The organism is Scandinavium lactucae (assembly GCF_033843265.1).
In the GTDB taxonomy this organism is placed as follows: Bacteria; Pseudomonadota; Gammaproteobacteria; order Enterobacterales; family Enterobacteriaceae; genus Scandinavium; species Scandinavium lactucae.
The window spans coordinates 1-18,050 of the sequence record NZ_JAWXRD010000027.1 but is presented as its reverse complement, the minus strand read 5'-3'; the positions used below and the strand labels follow the sequence as shown (position 1 = coordinate 18,050).

Below are 18,050 nucleotides of genomic sequence, written 5' to 3'. Positions count from 1 at the left end.
ACTCATGGATAATCAGCAGCCAACGCTGTCATTACGGGTCATCAACAGCGACAAACTGGAGAGTGGCAAGCAGGCAAGCCACTTATTCCATCTGGGCGGCGGCACGGTGGGAAGCGATGCCAGTCATCCCTGGTCGATTCAGGATCAGAGCGGCAGTGTCCATGCCTCGGCGTTCGCCATCGAATGGCGCGACGGCGCTTTCTGCCTGCGGGTATTAAACGACGCCATCACCATCAACCAAAGCGTACTGACGGAGAAATCTGGGTTTGTGCTGCTGCAACAAGGGGATGAAATTGCCCTTCACACCCTAACGTTCAGATGCCATATCGCCTACTCAAATGCCGGAATGGTCGATCCATTCACCGTATCGCCAGAATCTCTGGTTTCTAACTATAGCAACCCTCTGGAAGCAATGATGGAGGGTGGGGCATCGCATACCTCCCCCCATTCGCAGGAGGCCCGTCTGGCCTCTACCGTAGTAAACAGTTTCAGTCGCGACCCTCTGCGGGTGCTTGAAACCGAAAGTTTGACCACCCAGAACCCCCATACGGTGAGTTCGGATATCGACCCGATCCTGGGGCAGGATAGTGACCGCAGCCCGCTTGCTGCCTCGCCGCTCTCGGATAGCAGCCCAATGATGGAGCAGGAGTATTTAGATCTCCCTCATATCAAGTCCTACATAGCGGCCCAGGATAACGAGCCGGAGAACAAGATAACCCAGCTTCATGTGGCGATTACCCCATTGATGCGCGGGTTTGATGCACAGTTGCCTATCCGCAACAGTCAGGAAGCGAATGACTTCCTGGAAGAAGCCGGTAAAACGCTCAAGGCGACAATTGAAGGGCTGCTTGCCCTTCAGCGCAGCCAGCACGGGCTGAGGGACAAACATCTGCGGCCGCTGGAAGATAACCCGCTGCGCCTGAATATGGACTACGACACCACGCTAAGCCTGCTGTTTGCGGATGGCAAAAGCCCGGTGCATCTTGCTGCGCCTGCTGCGGTGGCAGAGAGTCTGCATAATCTGCGTTTGCACCATCAGGCTAATCAACAGGCCATCGCTCAGGCGCTCAACACCATGCTGGATGCCTTCTCGCCCCAGCGGTTGTTGACGCGCTTCACCCAGTATCTGCGCAGCAACGAACGCCAGGACCGAGACTCTGCCTGGGCGTGGGAAATGTATAAAAACTACTACCAGGAGCTCTCATCCAGCCGCCAGCAGGGTTTTGAAAAGCTGTTTGGCGAAGTCTATGGCCAGGCGTATGACCAGGCGCTGCGTCAGGGAATGAAAGACAGCGAATGATAAAGCACACCATCAACTTACGCCTGCTCCTGGTGCTGTGCACGGCATGTTTGCTGGCAGGGTGCAGCGCCTGGAAAGTGACCAAAAAAATTGGCGAAGTCGTCATCAATCCCGATGTCACTGTGGGGGAAGCAGACGAACAACCTTCCACCGTCAGAATGATATTACTGGCCGAACCGAACACCAATCCGAATACGAAGGGGGAGGCCACGCCTGTTGAATTCGCCGTTATCTACCTGAGCGAAGACTCGAAGCTGCTCGCGGCGGATCGCGACCAACTGACCCCCGCCACACTGGAGAAGAGTCTCGGCAAAAACTACCTCGATCACCAGGAATATACCCTGCTGGCGGACCAGTACAAAGCGCTGGCCCCCATCCCGCTTGAAGAAAAAACCCGCTACATCGGCGTGGTGGCCTGGTTTGCCGATGCCGAACACAGCGAGTGGAAGAAGACGATAAAGGTCAAAAGTATTGGCCAGCATTACCAAATTTTGATCCACCTCAGGGCTAACGAGATCGAACTAAGGGAAGAGGAAGAATAAGTATGCCAACGAAAAATAGAGTGATCTGGCGCGAAGGATTGTTTATCAAGCCCCAGCACTTTCAGCAACAGCAGCGTCACAATGACTACCAGCTGCATCAGCGTTTCAGCACTATGCACAGCTATGGCTACGGGTTTCATTCGCTGGTCATCAACCAGGATCTGTTAAAACTTGGGCGCATTGGGGTGAGTGCCGCCAGCGGCAGCATGCCCGACGGTTCAATTTTTGAGATGCCTTATCAGGACAACTGCCCGAAACCGCTGGATGTACTTAACTGCAACGATACCCTTGGTCGGGATATCTATCTGGCGTTGCCAATGCTCAACGATGCCATCAACGAAGTTGTCGGCCAGCAGGGGCAGACTCAGAGCACTATTCGCTACCGTGAATATCTTGATGACGTGCGGGATCTCCATACTGATGGGGGGGATGTCAGCCAGTTAGCGCTGGCGCAGCTTACTCCACGGCTGATGCAGGGGTCAGAAGATCTCAGTGCGTACACGGCGCTCCCGCTTTGTCGCATCAAAGAAAAACGCCCGGACGGTGCGTTAGTGCTGGACGACGACTTTATTCCTACCTGTACAACGCTGCCTGTCTCTGTTTCGCTCAAAAGCTTCATGGATGAAGTGGAGGGGACATTGGTCGAACGTGCCCGCCTGTTGGCTAAACGCATCGGTTCTCCAGGCCAGCAGGGCATTGCCGATGTCGCTGAATTTATGATGTTGCAGGTCTTTAATCGGGTACAACCGCTGTTTACCCATCTGGCACATCAGGCGGTTCTGCATCCACAGTATTTTTATTGTCAACTGGTGCAGACCTGTGGCGAGCTGCGTACCTTTACCGATGAGGCGCGCATCGCGGGCGTCTTTCCGGTGTACAACCACGATAATCTCACCGATACCTTTCAGCCGCTGTTCCAGTCGCTGCGGCAGGTGCTGAGCACTGTCCTGACGCCGCGAGCGGTGTCCATCCAACTGCATATGCAGGCGCACGGTATTCGTGTGGCGACGATCAATGACCGGGATCTTTTGCGCAGCGCCGATTTCGTACTTGCTGTACGAGCGCAGATCCCACAAGAGCAGCTCCGTCGCCAGTTTGTGCAACAAACCAAAATCACCTCGCTGGAGAAAATCCGCGAGCTGGTTAGCGTGCAACTTCCGGGTGTGCCATTGGTGGCGCTCTCCGCTGCGCCACGCCAATTGCCGTATCACTCTGGCTATACCTATTTCATGCTCGACAGGCAGAGTGCGGCCTGGAAAGAGATCCAGCAAAGTAATGCCATCGCTTTCCACGTCTCAGGCGACTTCCCTGAACTGGACATGCAGTTTTGGGCCATCAGGGGAAGCTAATGAAAACGGATGCGGTCACACACGACGTGCTGATTGCGGCCCCTGAAACGGTCGCCTCTTACCGGCACTATCAACTCCCGCTGCGTGGCGAAAGCCTGAATGCGATGGTGGATGCCGCTACGCCATTGCTTGGCATGGTGCTACGTCTCAAAGAGATGGAAAACCATCCGTTGCCGGACAAGCTCTACCAGCAGGTGGTCGCGGATATTCGCGCCATTGAACAGTTTCTGCAAACCAAAGGTTACGAGCCAGGGGCGATCGTCTCGTTTCGCTATGTACTGTGCACTTTTATTGATGAAACCGCGCTGGGCCACGGCTGGAACTCGCAAAACGATTGGCTGCAGCAGTCGCTGCTGGTGCATTTCCACAACGAAACATGGGGCGGAGAGAAAGTCTACGTTCTGCTGGAGCGCTTAATGGGCGAACCGAAGCGCTACCAGGAACTGCTGGAATTTATCTACCTCTGTTTTTGCCTGGGCTATCGCGGGCGCTACAAAGTGACCCTGCGAAATAGCGATGAATTTGAGCGTCTGTTTAGCCGTCTGCATCACCAGCTCCACCAGTTGCGCGGGGAAGCTCCAGCCACCGTGCTGCATCAAAAATCGGGGTGTTCAGGCGCTCATTACCAATTGGTCAGGCGGCTTTCCATCAAACATGTTCTCTGGGGTGGGCTGGGATTACTGGTGGTGATCTACGCGTTTTACGCACTCAATCTGCATGCCCAAAGCCAGGATATCTTGCAGCAACTCAACAACTTATTGAGCAAGGAAGGACCGAAATGATCCAGATTGATTTACCTACTCTGGTAAACCGCCTGCATCCGATTGCCCGCCATGCGCTGGAGGCCGCCGCGGCCCATTGCGTTAGCCAGCAGGAAGTCGAAATTACCGTCTCCCAGGTGCTACGCCAGATGATCGCCACCCCGCTGAGCGACGTGCGGCAAATATTGAACCGTGCCGGCGTTGATCTTGACGAGTTGCAGACCCTTCTCGATCAGCGCGTTGCCAACTACCAGACGATGGCACAGGCATATCCGAGCTTTTCACCTCTGCTGGTGGAATGGTTGCAAGACAGTTGGCTACTGGCATCTATTGAGATGGAACACCGTCAGCTTCGCAGCGGTGTAATGCTCCTGACGCTACTGCTCAGCCCGTTACGCTATTTGACACCTAACGCAAATCGCGCGCTTTCTTCAGTAAACCGTGAACTGCTGCGGCAGAACTTTGCGCAGTGGACTAGCGACTCCGCAGAAATCACTCAGGCTGAGGTTGGGAACGATACCGCTCCAATGGCGTCAGGCGATGAAAGCCACCTGGGGCGTTACGCCAGCAATATGACTGAACAGGCCCGCAACGGTCAACTCGACCCGGTGCTGTGCCGCGACGCGGAAATCGACCTGATGATCGATATTCTCTGCCGCCGCCGTAAAAACAATCCCATTGTTGTCGGAGAGGCGGGAGTAGGTAAAAGTGCGTTAATAGAAGGGCTTGCCTTGCGTATTGTGGCCGAGGCGGTGCCGCAGAAATTGCTTAACAGCGAACTGATGACACTGGATCTGGGTGCGCTCCAGGCCGGGGCGGCGGTGAAAGGCGAATTCGAAAAACGCTTCAAAGGCATCATGTCCGAAATAGCCCAGTCCGCTACGCCGATCATTTTGTTTATCGACGAAGCTCACACCCTGATCGGCGCGGGCAACCAGCAGGGCGGGCTGGACATTTCCAATTTGTTAAAGCCCGCATTGGCCCGTGGCGAACTGAAAACCATCGCCGCCACAACCTGGGGTGAATATAAAAAATACGTAGAAAAAGACGCCGCGCTTTCTCGTCGATTCCAACTGGTCAAGGTCTCTGAACCGAGTGCGGAAGAGGCGACAATCATCATGCGGGGTCTGCGCACTCTTTATGAACAGGCGCACGGCGTGCTAATTGACGACGAAGCGCTGCAAGCCTCCGCCGTGTTAAGCGACCGGTATCTGTCTGGCCGCCAGCTACCGGACAAAGCCATAGATGTGCTGGATACCGCGTCGGCGCGGGTGGCGATAAATTTGACTTCCGCACCTCGCCAGGTTTCAGCGTTGCAAACGCAACGGCACCAACAAGCGATGGAAATCGCGATCCTCGAGCGGGAACAGCGACTGAACCTCGGCAGCCCGAGCGAGCGTTTAAATGAGCTATGCCAGCAGCGGGAAGTTATCGAAACACAGCTTGCAGAGCTGAACGCCAGTTGGAAAATCCAGCAGCGCCTGGTGCAGGAAATTATTGATGTCAGGTCACAATTACTGACTCAGGAAGAGAGCGCCAGCGACGAACAGACAGTCCGACTGGCGGCGCTGGATGCCGAGCTTAACGTGTTGCAACAGCACCAGACGCTCGTCTCGCCGCACGTGGATAAACACCAGATTGCGGCGGTGATTGCCGAATGGACGGGTGTGCCGCTGAATCGTCTTTCACAAAGCGAACTGACGGTGGTGACTGAATTACCGGACTTTCTGGGGCAGCAGATTAAAGGCCAGAGTACGGCTATCCATTGTTTGCATCAACACCTGCTCACTGCGCGGGCGGATCTGCGTCGCCCTGGCCGCCCAATGGGGGCTTTTTTGCTGGTTGGGCCGAGCGGGGTGGGCAAAACAGAAACGGTGTTGCAAATCGCCGACCTGCTGTACGGCGGCCGCCAGTACCTCACTATCATCAATATGTCAGAATTCCAGGAGAGGCATACCGTTTCACGTCTCATTGGCTCCCCGCCAGGCTACGTCGGCTATGGGGAGGGTGGTGTGCTGACCGAGGCAATTCGCCAGAAACCTTATTCCGTGGTGTTGCTGGACGAAGTGGAAAAGGCGCATCCGGACGTGCTGAACCTGTTCTACCAGGCTTTCGACAAAGGCGAGTTGGCAGACGGTGAAGGCCGCATTATTGACTGCAAAAATGTGGTGTTCTTTCTTACCTCCAATCTGGGTTACCAGACCATCGTGGATAACAGCGCACAGCCAGAGCAAATCAACGCGCTGCTGTATCCGGAACTGGCCGCTTTCTTCAAGCCAGCTTTGCTGGCCCGTATGGAAGTGGTGCCGTATCTGCCGTTGGACAGGTCCACGTTGCAAACCATTATTCACGGCAAATTGAACCGCCTGGAAAGCCTGCTGCGCCAGCGTTTTAACGCCGAAGTCATCATTGACCCGCAGGTCATAGACGAAATCCTGCTGCGCGCCACGCGTACGGAAAACGGTGCCCGAATGCTGGAATCAATTATCGACGGTGCCTTGCTGCCTCCGCTCTCTTTACTGTTGCTGCAAAAAATGGCCGCGGGTTCGGCAATTCGCTTCATCAGGCTGTTGGTTGAAGGAAGCGAGTTTACCGCGCAGGTTGAGGAGGCGGCATGAGGCAGCGGCTTAAAAGCGTGCTGGCATTACTGGATGACAACTCCATTGAGAAGCTGATTTACCGTTTTTTGGCGATAAAACACCACCGCCTGCGCTTCAGCACGCTGATGGTGGCCATGTTCAATGCCAATGAAAGACGGCTGGATTGTTATCTTCATCCCGATGAAAACAGCTACGAAACGATGAACCTCAATATCAACATCGATGACTTCAGTCACCCACTGGTGCAGGTGCTGCGCAACGGTTTGCCGCTGGTCTGGGACTCGTTGCAGCAGGGCGTGCGCATTGAAGATACTGTTTTTCGCGAACTGGTACAGGAGATGCCTGTGGGATGCGGGATGTACGCCTTGCCGCTGTTCGATTTCCACGGGCGCGCCTGCGGGGTTATTGCGATCATCGCCGTACGGATTGCACGCTTTGCGGACCCCGACGGTATTTTTGGCGTGTACTGCTCCGTCTTCCAGCATCGTCTGATTAAATTGCAGGAGGCCGAACAGCTGCGCACGCAACTTAACCAGATTAGCGCCTTATTTGCCTCTCAGCAGCAACGAGAAAAGCAGATGGATGAACTGCTGGCCACGCTCCGTGAAGCGGATGAATCCAGCACCTTGCCGGGGCTATCCCACGACTACAGCAGAATTCATGACCTTCCCAAAGCGGTAGAGGCTTTCGAAATCGCCGTTCTGACCCAGCGCATTCGCGTTTACGGCAAAAACAAAAATCGAATTGCGGAAAGCCTGGGCATTGCGCCCCGCACGCTGGCCTACAAGCTGACGAAATACAGGTGTGAAGAATGAGCACATGGCTATTGGTAACCGCGCTGATTGCCCATGTCGGCCAGTGGCTCCCTCCAGAAGGACAAGGCATATCGTTGGGGCCTGAACGGGAGATGTCCGTCACGCAGAAACTGACGAAGGTGATGGACTGCCGCGAGGAAACCTCGCCGCTAATTCGGTTGGAGTGTTACGACCAGGCGCTATCCACCACTACTGAAATAGCCATCAACCAGACCCGTAGCGGTCCGGTCTGGCAAAAAGCAATGGATCAGGAGAAACGGCGTAACAGCCACTCAACCACGTTTCTACTGACCCAGATCCCGGGCAGCAACCCAATCGTAGTGATCACCACCCCGGCGATTGGCATTCCACCGCCACGACCGGTGCTAATGCTGAGCTGCATCGACAACATTACGCGTCTGCAAATTGCCCTCACCACCCAGCCCAAAGACGGCTCGGTAAACATCGCCGCCGACAACGATCGCTTCTCGGTCCAGTGGTTTTTGCGTGAAAACGGCTACCTGCTGGAGTCCAGCCGGGGGCTGGCGGGCATTGAGGAAATCAAGCGTCTGATGCCCGCAAAAACGCTGACCATCGACAGCCTGGAGCGGGGATTTCCCCGTCTGACATTTAATATTTCGCAGTTGACGGAGGTTGTAAAACCTCTGCGCAACGCCTGCCACTGGTAACGTTTATGGATAACTCGCCACAGCACTCCTGGCATGCATTAATTCTTACGCCGCTTACCCCGGAGCAGGTTGCTCAGGCGCTGGCAGATGACGACCCGGAATGGGAATACCTGGATGGACAGATGGTGAAACTGGGATCGCTGGCGCACAGCACCCTGGATCTGGACGACATCCAGCGGCGGCTTGTCGCACTGTTGGCACAAAAAAGTAAAGACTTTCGTCTGATGGTTCACCTACTACGTACCCTACAACATGGCGGAGAACCCGATCAATTGCTGCTGGCGGTCTCGCTGCTGACCGCCTGGATCGAGCATTTCTGGGTTAGTGCAGCCCCCGCTAACGCCATGCATAAGCGCCGATTTGCCCAGCAAATTCTTAAGCGGTTCGACAGCGCCAGTACCAGCTTCAGCCACAAAACGGATGCCATCCAGCGCGATAACGGCCAGGAGCTATTGGCGCATCTGTCACAGGTCTGGCACGCCCACGAACCGGCGCTGGCAAAAGAGGTGGACGATCTGCGCAACCGTTATGCGCGGCTACCGGAGAAAGTTGAGGAGGCCGCACCCCGTCGGGAAGACAGCCCGCTACCGGGCGAGGTAACGAACGCATCTGCACCACTTATCCCCAGCCTGAAGGTAGATAATTCCAGCGAAAAAGCCTGGCGTCACAGCATGTTAAAAATGGCCGACATCCTCTGTGAGATCCAACCGGATGTGGCGATAGGTTACCGTCTGCGCCGCAATGCCGTGTGGGGATCCATCACGGCATTGCCAATAGCACAACGTGATGGCCGCACACCGCTGGCGGCTGTATCCAGCGATCGCATTGCGGACTATCTTGCCCGCCTGCCTTATGCCGATTTGCCTCTGTGGCAGCAGGTAGAACAGAGCCTCACGCTTGCGCCTTACTGGCTCGACGGCCACGCGCTGTCCGTGCGCATAGCAAAACAGCTTGGGTATGACGCGGTGGCGGAGGCCATCCAGCAAGAACTCACTCTCTTTCTGAGTCGATTGCCAGGCCTGAGCACACTGCACTTCACCGACATGACGCCATTCCTCGCCCCGCAGACCGCGGCCTGGCTACAACAGCATAAAGGCGAGGCGCAGGGCAGCAGCACGCTTGAGGAGGATGAAATCTGGCGGTGCTACCAACAACAGGGGCTGGAGGCGGCGCTACAACTGCTTGAACGCCAGCCGCAAAACGAACCCAGAACATGCTTTTACAACCAGCTCGTAGGGGCGCAACTGCTGGAAAAGACAGGCTTAACGGCGCTTGCCCGTCAACAGTATCACAGCCTGATGCAGGTGGGAGAGCAGTTACAGCTTAGGGAATGGGAACCCGCCTTGATGACGTTGCTGACAGAAAAACAACGGCAGTTAACACCGTGACAACCAGGGAACAGGAGTAGTACCACATGAAATTGCCGTCTTTTATCCGCATCGTGAAACCCGCACTTCCGCGCTTTAAAGCATCGATCCCGTTGGTGATGTTTCTGCTGGCCTGCGGCACCCTTGCCTGGGTCTGGATTTACGGATCTCAGTGGAAAGTCGCGGAGTACCTTCCGTTAGAGACGTTGCTTAGCCGCTGGCTGGTCACCGCCTTACTCGTGCTATTGGGCGTCTGCTGGTTGACCGTGAAATTTATGGCCCGCGTACAGTATCTGGAAAAACTCCAGCTACAACTGACGAAGCATCGGGACGATCCAATCAGTGCGGACGTGGCGCAGCAAAACCACTATCTCAATCATTGGAAGCACCAACTCCAGCGCCAGCTCGGCACCCCATCGTTTCTGTATCGCCTGCCCTGGTACATGGTGATTGGCGCTAGAAAAAGCGGTAAAACAGCGTTTATCCGTGAAGGCTACAAGCTTAATGACATCACGGCGCAGGATCACCACCGGATGGAGAGTGCGGAAGAACTTCGGCTGCGTTGCTGGCTGGGTGAGCAGGCGGTGATCATTGACCCTATCGGTGAATTAATCGAACAGCCGATATGCGACGCTCCGGACAAAGCACTGCTCAACCGCCATCTGTGGATAAGTCTGCTGGATTGGCTGCTTTCGGAGCGAACTCGCCAGCCGCTCAATGGCATCATTCTGACCGTCGACCTGCACCAGCTCCTGACCGCCAATAAAATCCAACGTGAAACGTATATCTCCGACATGCACCAACGCCTGTTGGATGTGCAGCTCAGCCTGCACATCCAGGTGCCGCTGTACGTGGTATTGACCAAAATGGATCTGCTCTACGGTTTTGGCGCGATGTATCAAACGCTGACCAAAGCCCAGCGTGATGAGGTGCTGGGCATCACATTTAGCATGGATGCTACCGCCTGGCGTGAGGAGTTACAGCGCTTTTGGCAACAGTGGATCGCACAGTTGAATAGCGCCATGCCAGACATGATGCTGCAAAGCGTTGACGTCTCGCAGCGCAGTCAGCTCTTCAGCTTCACTCGTCAGATGCAGGGGCTGCACGATGCGGTTCTGCAACTACTGGAAGGGATCTTGTACAGCGGTGACCACAGCCATCCGTTGCTGCGCGGTGTGTATCTGACGTCTTCGCAGCAGCGTGGGCAAATGGACGATGTGTTCACCCAGTCTGCTGCTGTGCAGTATCACCTTGCACCGCAAGCCTTCCCGACCTGGCCGGTGGCGGATACCACGCCTTATTTCTCAAAAACGTTGTTCAGCGAAGTCCTGCTTGCAGAACCCAATCTCGCCACGGAAAACAGCCTGTGGTTACAGCGTTCACAAAAGCGCATGTTGATTTGCTCCGGCGTTGGTGCGCTGGTGGCGCTGACCCTGTGGGGATACTGGCAATATTATTACCAGCGCAATTTTCACGCCGGGCAGGAGGTCTTAACTCAGGCGAAAAACTTCCTTTCTGTGGATATGCCAGCAGGCGAAGACCGCTACGGAAATCTACACCTCCCTTTGCTCAATCCGGTGCGTGACGCGACGCTTGCGTATGGTGACTACCGGGAGCGCAACCTGCTCGCGGATATGGGGCTGTACCAGGGTAATGACGTTGGTCCGTATGTGGAAAATACCTATCTGCAATTGCTGCGACAGCGATTTGTGCCTGCCCTGATGAGTGGTCTGCTTGAGCAACTGAATGCTGCCCCTGCGGGTAGCGAACAGAAGCTCGAAATCCTGCGCATCATGCGCATGCTGGAAGATGGCAGCGGGCGCAACATTCCTTGGGTGGAACAGTACATGAGCACGCTCTGGAGCCAGAAGTTCAACGGCCAGCGGGCGTTGCAACAGCAACTGATGAGCCATCTGGACTACGCCCTGAAACATACGGACTGGCATCAGTCGCGCGAGCAGGGGGACCAGTACGCCATCAAGAGCTTTGTGCCGTATGCCGGCCCCATCCATGCCGCTCAGCGTGAGCTGAGCAAACTGTCGATTTATCAACGCGTTTACCAGAACCTGCGCATTAAAGCCCAGGAGTCACTGCCGCCCGCGCTTAACCTACGTGATCAGATTGGCGCAGGGTTTGACGATGTGTTTGTGCCTAATGATGAAGCGTTGCTGACGGTGCCGTCATTCCTGACGCGTAAAGGGCTGCAAAACTACTTCGTGAAGCAGAACGACCAGTTCATTGAACTGACCGTGATGGACAGTTGGGTGCTGAACCTGACCAAAAACGTTGAATACAGCGAAACCGACCGTAAAGAGATCCAGCGTCAGGTCACCGAACAATACATCGGTGACTACACTGCCACATGGCGGGCCGCCATGAATAACCTGTCGGTCGGGGAATTTGAAGATCTGCAACAGGCCATTAATGCGATTGAGCAGGTGATCAGCGGCGAACAGCCGTTCCGCCGGGCGTTGCAGACGCTCAGTGACAATACCCTTTTGCCTGCCATTCCTGACACGCTGACCGGGAAAGATCGCGATAAATTCCTCTCGCAACCCGACTACACCTTACTACTGCGTATAAATCGTGAGTTCGCTCCGGAAACCAGCGTACTGGTAGAAAACGGCGACAAAGGCAGCGTGCTGCAAAACGTTTACCAGAAGCTAACCGAACTACACCGCTACCTGCTGGCTATCCAGAACTCGCCGGTTCCAGGAAAAGCAGCGCTGAAGGCTGTCCAACTGCGACTCGATCAGAACAATAGCGACCCCATTTTTGAAGTTCAGCAACTGGCGAAGAACCTGCCAGAGCCGCTAAATCGCTGGGCGGGAGACCTGGCAGACCAGGCGTGGCGCGTGGTGATGAAAGAGGCCATTAGCTATCTGGAAGTGGAGTGGAATGGCACCATCGTCAAGCAGTACCAATCCTATCTGGCCGGGCGTTATCCGTTCGATCCGCAGGCAAAAGAAGATGTGCCGCTCAGCGAATTTGAACGCTTCTTCGGTCCAAAAGGCACACTCGAAACCTTCTACCAGAGCAATCTGAAACCGTTTGTGGAAAACAATCTGACGGCAGACAGCGACGGGCAGCTCTTGATCCGGGAAGACGTGCTGGAACAGCTCGAACTGGCGAAGAAAATCCGTGAAACCTTCTTCTCAACCCAAAACGGCCCCGGCGTGCAGTTTGCCATAGAGCCCGTGACCCTGAGCGGCAACAAGCGGCGCAGCATTCTGAATCTGGACGGGCAACTGCTGGATTACGCCCACGGGCCAAGTAATCGGGCACAGCTGGTGTGGCCAAACTCCATGCGCACCGGCGTGGAAAGCAAAGTCACCCTGGTACCGAACGAGAATGACAAATCCCCGAGAAGCCTGAGCTTTACCGGCCCGTGGGCGCAGCTGAGGTTAATCAACTCCGGTGAGCTGACCAGCGTTAACAGCAGCAGCTTTGATGTGCGCTTTAAGGTGGACGGCGGTGATATGACCTACCGCGTTTATGTGGATGAGTCCGACAACCCGTTTGCGGGCGGTCTGTTCAGCCACTTCAATTTGCCGGATACGCTCTATTAAGGACGATGAAGCATGAGTGAATTTACCGGGAACATCATCATTCAGACCGGCCCGGATCCCCGGGACTGGCCTGAGTTCACGGCGATCCGCGAAGAGATCAACAAAATTAACCATCCAGCCCGACCGGGGGTGAGCTGGCACCTGATCGAGTCGCTGTCGCTGTCGTTGTTTCGCAGCAACGGCGTGGATTTGCAGACCGCTGCCTATTACACCCTGGCGCGCACTCACCAACAGGGGCTGGCCGGCTTCACCGAAGGCTGCGAGCTGTTGGCTGCGATGGTTGTGAATCAGTGGCAGCAGCTGTGGCCGCAGCAAGGGCAGGCACGTATAGAGATCCTCGAATGGTTCAATGCCAGAGTGGGGAGCCAGTTGCGCCAACACAACTTCGAAAGCCGGGACCTGCCGATGGTTTACCGGGCGGAACGAGCATTACAGCTGCTGTGTGACAAGCTGCAGCAGGTCGAACTGAGCCGGGTGCCGCGTATCGAAAACCTATTGTACCTGATGCAAAACACCGCGAAGCGGCTAGACGCTCCGGCGATTAAGCCTCCGCTACCCGCAACCCAGCCAAAGCAGACGCTGGTGTATTTATCCATACCGCAACCTGAGCCGGAACAGCCTGCTGTAACGGAGTACCACGCGGAGACTTCGGTGCGACAAGGTGTGGAAGTGCGTGTCGCAACACCCGTGGCAAAACGCCCGGCGGTCATCCTCGGTTTTGCCGCAGGCGTGTTGGTCGGCGCACTTGTGGCGGTCGCTATTTACATAACGCAGGTCAGACCGCTGCAACAGCAACTGACCTCGCTGGCGATGATGCCAGTGACGGCAGCCCCTCTGTGGCTGAGCAAACCGGAACTCGCCACTTACGCAGAGCAGCTAAATGTGCTGGAGAACCTTTCACCTCTGACCGTACTGCACTCGGCGGACCGTGTGGTGGCAAAGGCCAGCAGCCTGTGGCCGACCGATCCGCTGCAAATCGCCCAGACACAGCGCTGGCAACAACTACAGACAGCCAGAGCGGACTACGCCGAAGAGGACAGCTATTTTCAACTCCGTCTGCAACTCAAGGCGCTATCGGAAAAGTTGGTCGAACAGGAAAAGGCCCACGGCAGCCTGACTATCTCGTATCTCAAAACCGCCGTTTACCAGATGCAGAATGAACTTAACCGTGCCACGCCACTGGAAGAGCTGTTGCGTCAGTTGTCGGTGGCGGTGGATGCGAACCAGCCGCCGTCTCCATTGTTAATCAAACAAACCGATGAGCGCTGGAATGCGCTGCTCAGTCGTTATCACCAGCTCATGGTGCAGGGGCACGCTGCCCGCTGACACCCGCTATTCAGGTAAGGAGTACCTATGTTTGCAGATAACAAGACAACATCCCCGGTGCCAGGGGGCAAAAAGCCCAGCGGTTTACAGTTTACCCTGACGGCTTCCGGTCTGCCGCCGCAGACCTTTGCGGTGGTGGATTTCACCCTCAGTGAATCCCTGTCCGAGCCGTTTGTGCTGAACGTCGGGCTGGCGAGTGCGAACCCGGCGGTAGATTTTGCCGCCGTGCTGGATAAAGACGCCACGCTGATAGTCTGGCGGGAGGGCGTGATGCAGCGCAGTGTCACCGGGATGGTGGCGAGTTTTGAGCAGGGGGACACCGGCTTTCATCAGACGCGCTACAGCATGGTCATTCGTCCGGGGCTGTGGCGTACCAGCCTGCGGCGCAACTCACGCATTTTCCAGCTGGAGACGGTGGAGAGCATCATCTCCACGCTGCTGAAAGAAAACGGCATCAACGACTTTGCGTTTGGCTTCCGCAATCCACATCCGGCCCGGGAATTCTGTGTGCAGTATCAGGAGTCTGACTTCGATTTCATCCAGCGTCTGACGGCAGAAGAGGGCATTTTCTACTACTTCGAATTCAGCAAAGGTCAGAACACCGTGGTCTACGCGGACGATGTGGGTTCACTTCCGGTGGGAGCCACGCTGCCCTATAACCCGAACGTGGCGGCGCAGGCGCAGGAGCTGTGCGTCACCACCTTCACCCGCAGCGCGCAGGTACGGCCCGCCACGGTGCAGTTGAAGGACTACACCTTTAAAAATCCCCGTTGGGCTGCCCAGTTCAATCGCAAAGCAAGCGACCTGAGCAACCAGCGTGCGAGCTATGAACACTTTGATTTCCCGGGACGTTTTAAGGACGAGCAGCACGGCAAGGATTTCACTCGTTACCGGCTGGAGGCCCTGCGCAACGACGCCAGCCTGGGCAGGGGCCAGAGCAACGATGCCAGCCTACAACCGGGCCAGCTGTTCAGCCTGAGCCGCCATCCGCGTCCCGACCTGAACCATGCCTGGCAGATACGCAGTATCGAACATACGGGCAAACAGCCGCAGGCGCTGGAGCAGGAAGCGGGCGAGCAGGGCACGCACCTGAGTAACAGTTTCATCTTCATTCCACACACCCAGACCTGGCGGCCGGGCCCACTGGCTAAACCGGCGATGGACGGGCCGCAAATCGCGATGGTGGTGGGCCCGGCCGGGGAAGAAATCTACTGCGACGCGTTCGGCCGTATCCGGCTGCAGTTTTTGTGGGACAGGTACGGGAAGAGTAACGACACCAGCTCGTGCTGGATACGAGTGACGCAGCCATGGGCAGGTCAGGGCTGGGGCGTGCTGGCCATCCCGCGTATCGGACAGGAAGTGGTGGTGGATTTTCTGCACGGTGACCCGGACCAGCCGATTGTGACGGGGAGAACCTATCACGCGAGCAACATCCCGCCTGGGAGCCTGCCGGGGACAAAAACGCAGATGGCATTCCGTTCGAAAACGCACAAGGGCGAGGGATTTAACGAGCTGCGTTTTGAGGATGCCAAAGGCAGCGAGGAACTTTTTCTACACGCGCAGAAGGATATGAACACCAAAGTCCTTCACGACCGTTGCACCAACGTTGATAACAATCACACCGAACGGGTGGGCGGTAATCAGTCAGTGACGGTGGCAAAAAATCAGAATACCACCATCGAAAAAAATCATACGCACACGGTAGAAAAGCACAAAATTGAATCCGTTTTGCTGACGAGCACTGAAACTGTGGGCGGCATTCGTTCTCTGGCTGTGGCAGGCATGTATGACATCACCGTTGGGGCTGAAATGCTGACAGCTGTGGCTTTCGACCAGACAGAATTCGTTGGCATGAGCAAAAGTGTGGACGTCGTGAACTCACTGAAGGTGAGTGCCGGGGATGTTATCGAACTGACCTGTGGCCAGAGCTCAATCAAGATGAACAAAGATGGCAAAGTGACCATCACTGGCACAGAGTTTGTTTTTTCGGCCAGCGGGCAGGTCAACATCATCGGCAAAGATGTCGACCTGAACTGAGGAGTCGGAAAATGGAATTTCGCAATCTGACGCCTTTTGCAGCTATGCAGTACGCCATGCTGGATGCCAGTGACGAGGAAAATCACGTTGTAGTCATGAAAGTTGGCTACCAGCTTCAACCCGCAGCGCAGGGAGGTTATCAGCTTAGGGTGCGGGATGAGGATGCAGTCCCGCTTTGCCTTGAGGATGAGTTTAGTGAAAAAGTGAACGCCTCATCTGTGTTGCAGGAAAGCGATCTCGCGCCTTTTAAACCGGCCTGCGATGTCATTATTAATGCCACCGCGTGGTCTGCACAGCGTCAGCCTTGTATCGACCTACCGGTAGGCATAGAAATAAAAAACGCAGAAGGCGTATCTTTGCTGACCCGAAAACTGATGGTCACGGGTGAGCGCTATTTTGAGCAACATGTGTTAACCGATAAATGGTCGCTAAGCCCACCTGAACCCTTTGTTTCTTATCCTCTGCGCTGGGAAGGGGCGTTTGGGGGTGAGAGTCGTCTGGATAAACACGAAAAAATAACGGGTGAAATAGACGGGGCTGCGCTCCTCACGGCGGAACAACAGGCCCAGCATCCACAGGCCCCGAATGCGCCACTGGCGCATGAGGCCTGCGCGCGAAATCCATTAGGACGGGGCTTTATCGCGCCATGGTATGCCCGGGCAAAACAGCCAAAACGGTATCCGGCCCCCCGAATTTTTGATCCGCAACACCCACTTATGGCAGACGAGTTTTCTGCACAAATCGCGGGTAATGCCAATCCCAACTCACCTTGTTTTCACCCCATTGGGTTGGGAACGTTTGGGCGGGCGTGGCAACCCCGTTTGGCACTGGCTGGCACCTATGACGAAGAGTGGCTGGCAGCACGCCAACCGTATCTGCCCGCTGATTTCGATTTCAGTTACTGGAATTGTGCGCCTTCTGAACAGCAAATTCCCTACCCTGCACTGCCGCTGTCGGTAAACCTGGAGGGGGTCTCGCCCGATGGGGCATTGCACTTTTCGATCCCGGAGCATGTCGCGTTCATTTTGCTGCGAATGAACAATGGCCTTTGGTTCCCGCAACGCATGCAAATAGACACATTGCATATTGATTCAGACAGGCTGGAAGTGACGGTTTGCTGGCGTTATCTCATCTCTGCCAGTACCCCGATTCGGGTGATGGAAGCGCGCTTTGAAACCGATCCTGAGAAGATTCCCGCTTGCATTTATCCGATGCTATTCCCCCCAACATCCCCGACAGAAAAGGCTATCTGACATGGCTGAAAATTACATGGCTCGTAAAAATAGCGAATGGATTGTTGTCAGTCTGACCCCCGATGTCTGTAAAACGCCAGTCGGGCCCGCCACCCCACCCATTCCTTATCCGGTCATTGCCCGTCTGGGGAGTGCTGCTCAGGAAGTCCCCTCCGTAAAAGCCAATGGCTGTCCGGTTGTGGTGATGAATCAGAGCTTTATTCCTGCCACGATCGGGGACCAGCCCGGCGTGGCGAAAGGCGTAAAGAGCGGCACGGTCGGAGGGAAGTGTTATCCGCTGGAGCACAGTACCAGCGTTAAGGCAGGGAAGCGGGCGGTCCTGCGCCATGGTGATACATTCTGGATGAACGGGAAATAATGGTCATGGATAACGATGTAATCAACGTCAGCACCGGGGCCCCGACGCCAGCTCAGGAAGAGGCTTATTACCACTCCATTGCCTCCAGCACGGTGCAGGGCACGA

The 18,050-nt window shown here is 55.7% G+C and carries 13 protein-coding genes; all 13 read left to right on the top strand.

All coding sequences use genetic code 11. The features are described from left to right. Positions 1-4 precede the first annotated feature (4 nt). From tagH to SIK69_RS08035, 13 genes are read left to right on the top strand one after another with little or no spacing between them, the layout of a single operon-like run. Positions 5-1,300 carry a type VI secretion system-associated FHA domain protein TagH gene (tagH, locus tag SIK69_RS08095; RefSeq protein WP_319785840.1) on the top strand — a complete coding sequence of 432 codons (1,296 nt, stop codon included), beginning with the start codon at positions 5-7 and terminating at the stop codon, positions 1,298-1,300. Further along, positions 1,297-1,842, top strand: coding sequence for a type VI secretion system lipoprotein TssJ (gene tssJ / locus SIK69_RS08090; RefSeq protein WP_319785839.1), 546 nt, complete (start codon positions 1,297-1,299; stop codon positions 1,840-1,842). The genes tagH and tssJ overlap by 4 nt, the downstream gene beginning before the upstream one ends. A 2-nt stretch (positions 1,843-1,844) precedes the next feature. Next, positions 1,845-3,191, top strand: a complete 1,347-nt coding sequence (tssK, locus tag SIK69_RS08085; RefSeq protein ID WP_319785838.1) for a type VI secretion system baseplate subunit TssK — start codon at positions 1,845-1,847, stop codon at positions 3,189-3,191. Further along, entirely contained in the window at positions 3,191-3,973 is a 783-nt protein-coding gene (icmH, locus tag SIK69_RS08080) for a type IVB secretion system protein IcmH/DotU (RefSeq protein WP_319785837.1), read from the top strand. Before tssK ends, icmH begins: the two co-directional genes overlap by 1 nt. Next, positions 3,970-6,570: a type VI secretion system ATPase TssH gene (gene tssH / locus SIK69_RS08075; RefSeq protein ID WP_319785836.1), complete on the top strand. Its 2,601-nt coding sequence runs from the start codon at positions 3,970-3,972 to the stop codon at positions 6,568-6,570. The genes icmH and tssH overlap by 4 nt, the downstream gene beginning before the upstream one ends. Next, on the top strand, positions 6,567-7,367 hold the full coding sequence (locus tag SIK69_RS08070) for a helix-turn-helix domain-containing protein (RefSeq protein ID WP_319785835.1): 801 nt from the start codon (positions 6,567-6,569) through the stop codon (positions 7,365-7,367). The genes tssH and SIK69_RS08070 overlap by 4 nt, the downstream gene beginning before the upstream one ends. Beyond that, positions 7,364-8,035 (top strand): type VI secretion system-associated protein VasI, encoded by a 672-nt coding sequence (gene vasI, locus SIK69_RS08065; RefSeq protein ID WP_319785834.1) that lies wholly within the window; start codon positions 7,364-7,366, stop codon positions 8,033-8,035. Before SIK69_RS08070 ends, vasI begins: the two co-directional genes overlap by 4 nt. Positions 8,036-8,040: 5 nt before the next feature. Next, complete coding sequence (tssA, locus tag SIK69_RS08060) at positions 8,041-9,423, top strand: type VI secretion system protein TssA (protein ID WP_319785833.1); 1,383 nt, start codon at positions 8,041-8,043, stop codon at positions 9,421-9,423. A gap of 26 nt (positions 9,424-9,449) precedes the next feature. Next, on the top strand, positions 9,450-12,971 hold the full coding sequence (gene tssM, locus SIK69_RS08055) for a type VI secretion system membrane subunit TssM (RefSeq protein WP_319785832.1): 3,522 nt from the start codon (positions 9,450-9,452) through the stop codon (positions 12,969-12,971). Positions 12,972-12,983: 12 nt separating this feature from the next. Beyond that, complete coding sequence (locus tag SIK69_RS08050) at positions 12,984-14,297, top strand: VasL domain-containing protein (protein ID WP_319785831.1); 1,314 nt, start codon at positions 12,984-12,986, stop codon at positions 14,295-14,297. 27 nt (positions 14,298-14,324) lie between these two features. Next, a complete protein-coding gene (locus tag SIK69_RS08045; RefSeq protein ID WP_319785830.1) occupies positions 14,325-16,334 on the top strand; it encodes a type VI secretion system Vgr family protein in 2,010 nt (669 codons plus the stop codon). Between the two features lie 11 nt (positions 16,335-16,345). Next, positions 16,346-17,587, top strand: a complete 1,242-nt coding sequence (locus tag SIK69_RS08040; RefSeq protein WP_319785829.1) for a DUF2169 family type VI secretion system accessory protein — start codon at positions 16,346-16,348, stop codon at positions 17,585-17,587. Position 17,588: 1 nt separating this feature from the next. Further along, positions 17,589-17,945 carry a DUF4150 domain-containing protein gene (locus SIK69_RS08035; protein WP_319785828.1) on the top strand — a complete coding sequence of 119 codons (357 nt, stop codon included), beginning with the start codon at positions 17,589-17,591 and terminating at the stop codon, positions 17,943-17,945. The last annotated feature ends 105 nt before the right edge of the window (positions 17,946-18,050 follow it).

What these genes read in the sequence shown, in the direction of transcription:
- tagH (WP_319785840.1), top strand. Translation starts at nt 5, where the DNA reads ATGGATAATCAGCAGCCAACGCTGTCATTACGGGTCATCAACAGCGAC.
- tssJ (WP_319785839.1), top strand. Translation starts at nt 1,297, where the DNA reads ATGATAAAGCACACCATCAACTTACGCCTGCTCCTGGTGCTGTGCACG.
- tssK (WP_319785838.1), top strand. Translation starts at nt 1,845, where the DNA reads ATGCCAACGAAAAATAGAGTGATCTGGCGCGAAGGATTGTTTATCAAG.
- icmH (WP_319785837.1), top strand. Translation starts at nt 3,191, where the DNA reads ATGAAAACGGATGCGGTCACACACGACGTGCTGATTGCGGCCCCTGAA.
- tssH (WP_319785836.1), top strand. Translation starts at nt 3,970, where the DNA reads ATGATCCAGATTGATTTACCTACTCTGGTAAACCGCCTGCATCCGATT.
- SIK69_RS08070 (WP_319785835.1), top strand. Translation starts at nt 6,567, where the DNA reads ATGAGGCAGCGGCTTAAAAGCGTGCTGGCATTACTGGATGACAACTCC.
- vasI (WP_319785834.1), top strand. Translation starts at nt 7,364, where the DNA reads ATGAGCACATGGCTATTGGTAACCGCGCTGATTGCCCATGTCGGCCAG.
- tssA (WP_319785833.1), top strand. Translation starts at nt 8,041, where the DNA reads ATGGATAACTCGCCACAGCACTCCTGGCATGCATTAATTCTTACGCCG.
- tssM (WP_319785832.1), top strand. Translation starts at nt 9,450, where the DNA reads ATGAAATTGCCGTCTTTTATCCGCATCGTGAAACCCGCACTTCCGCGC.
- SIK69_RS08050 (WP_319785831.1), top strand. Translation starts at nt 12,984, where the DNA reads ATGAGTGAATTTACCGGGAACATCATCATTCAGACCGGCCCGGATCCC.
- SIK69_RS08045 (WP_319785830.1), top strand. Translation starts at nt 14,325, where the DNA reads ATGTTTGCAGATAACAAGACAACATCCCCGGTGCCAGGGGGCAAAAAG.
- SIK69_RS08040 (WP_319785829.1), top strand. Translation starts at nt 16,346, where the DNA reads ATGGAATTTCGCAATCTGACGCCTTTTGCAGCTATGCAGTACGCCATG.
- SIK69_RS08035 (WP_319785828.1), top strand. Translation starts at nt 17,589, where the DNA reads ATGGCTGAAAATTACATGGCTCGTAAAAATAGCGAATGGATTGTTGTC.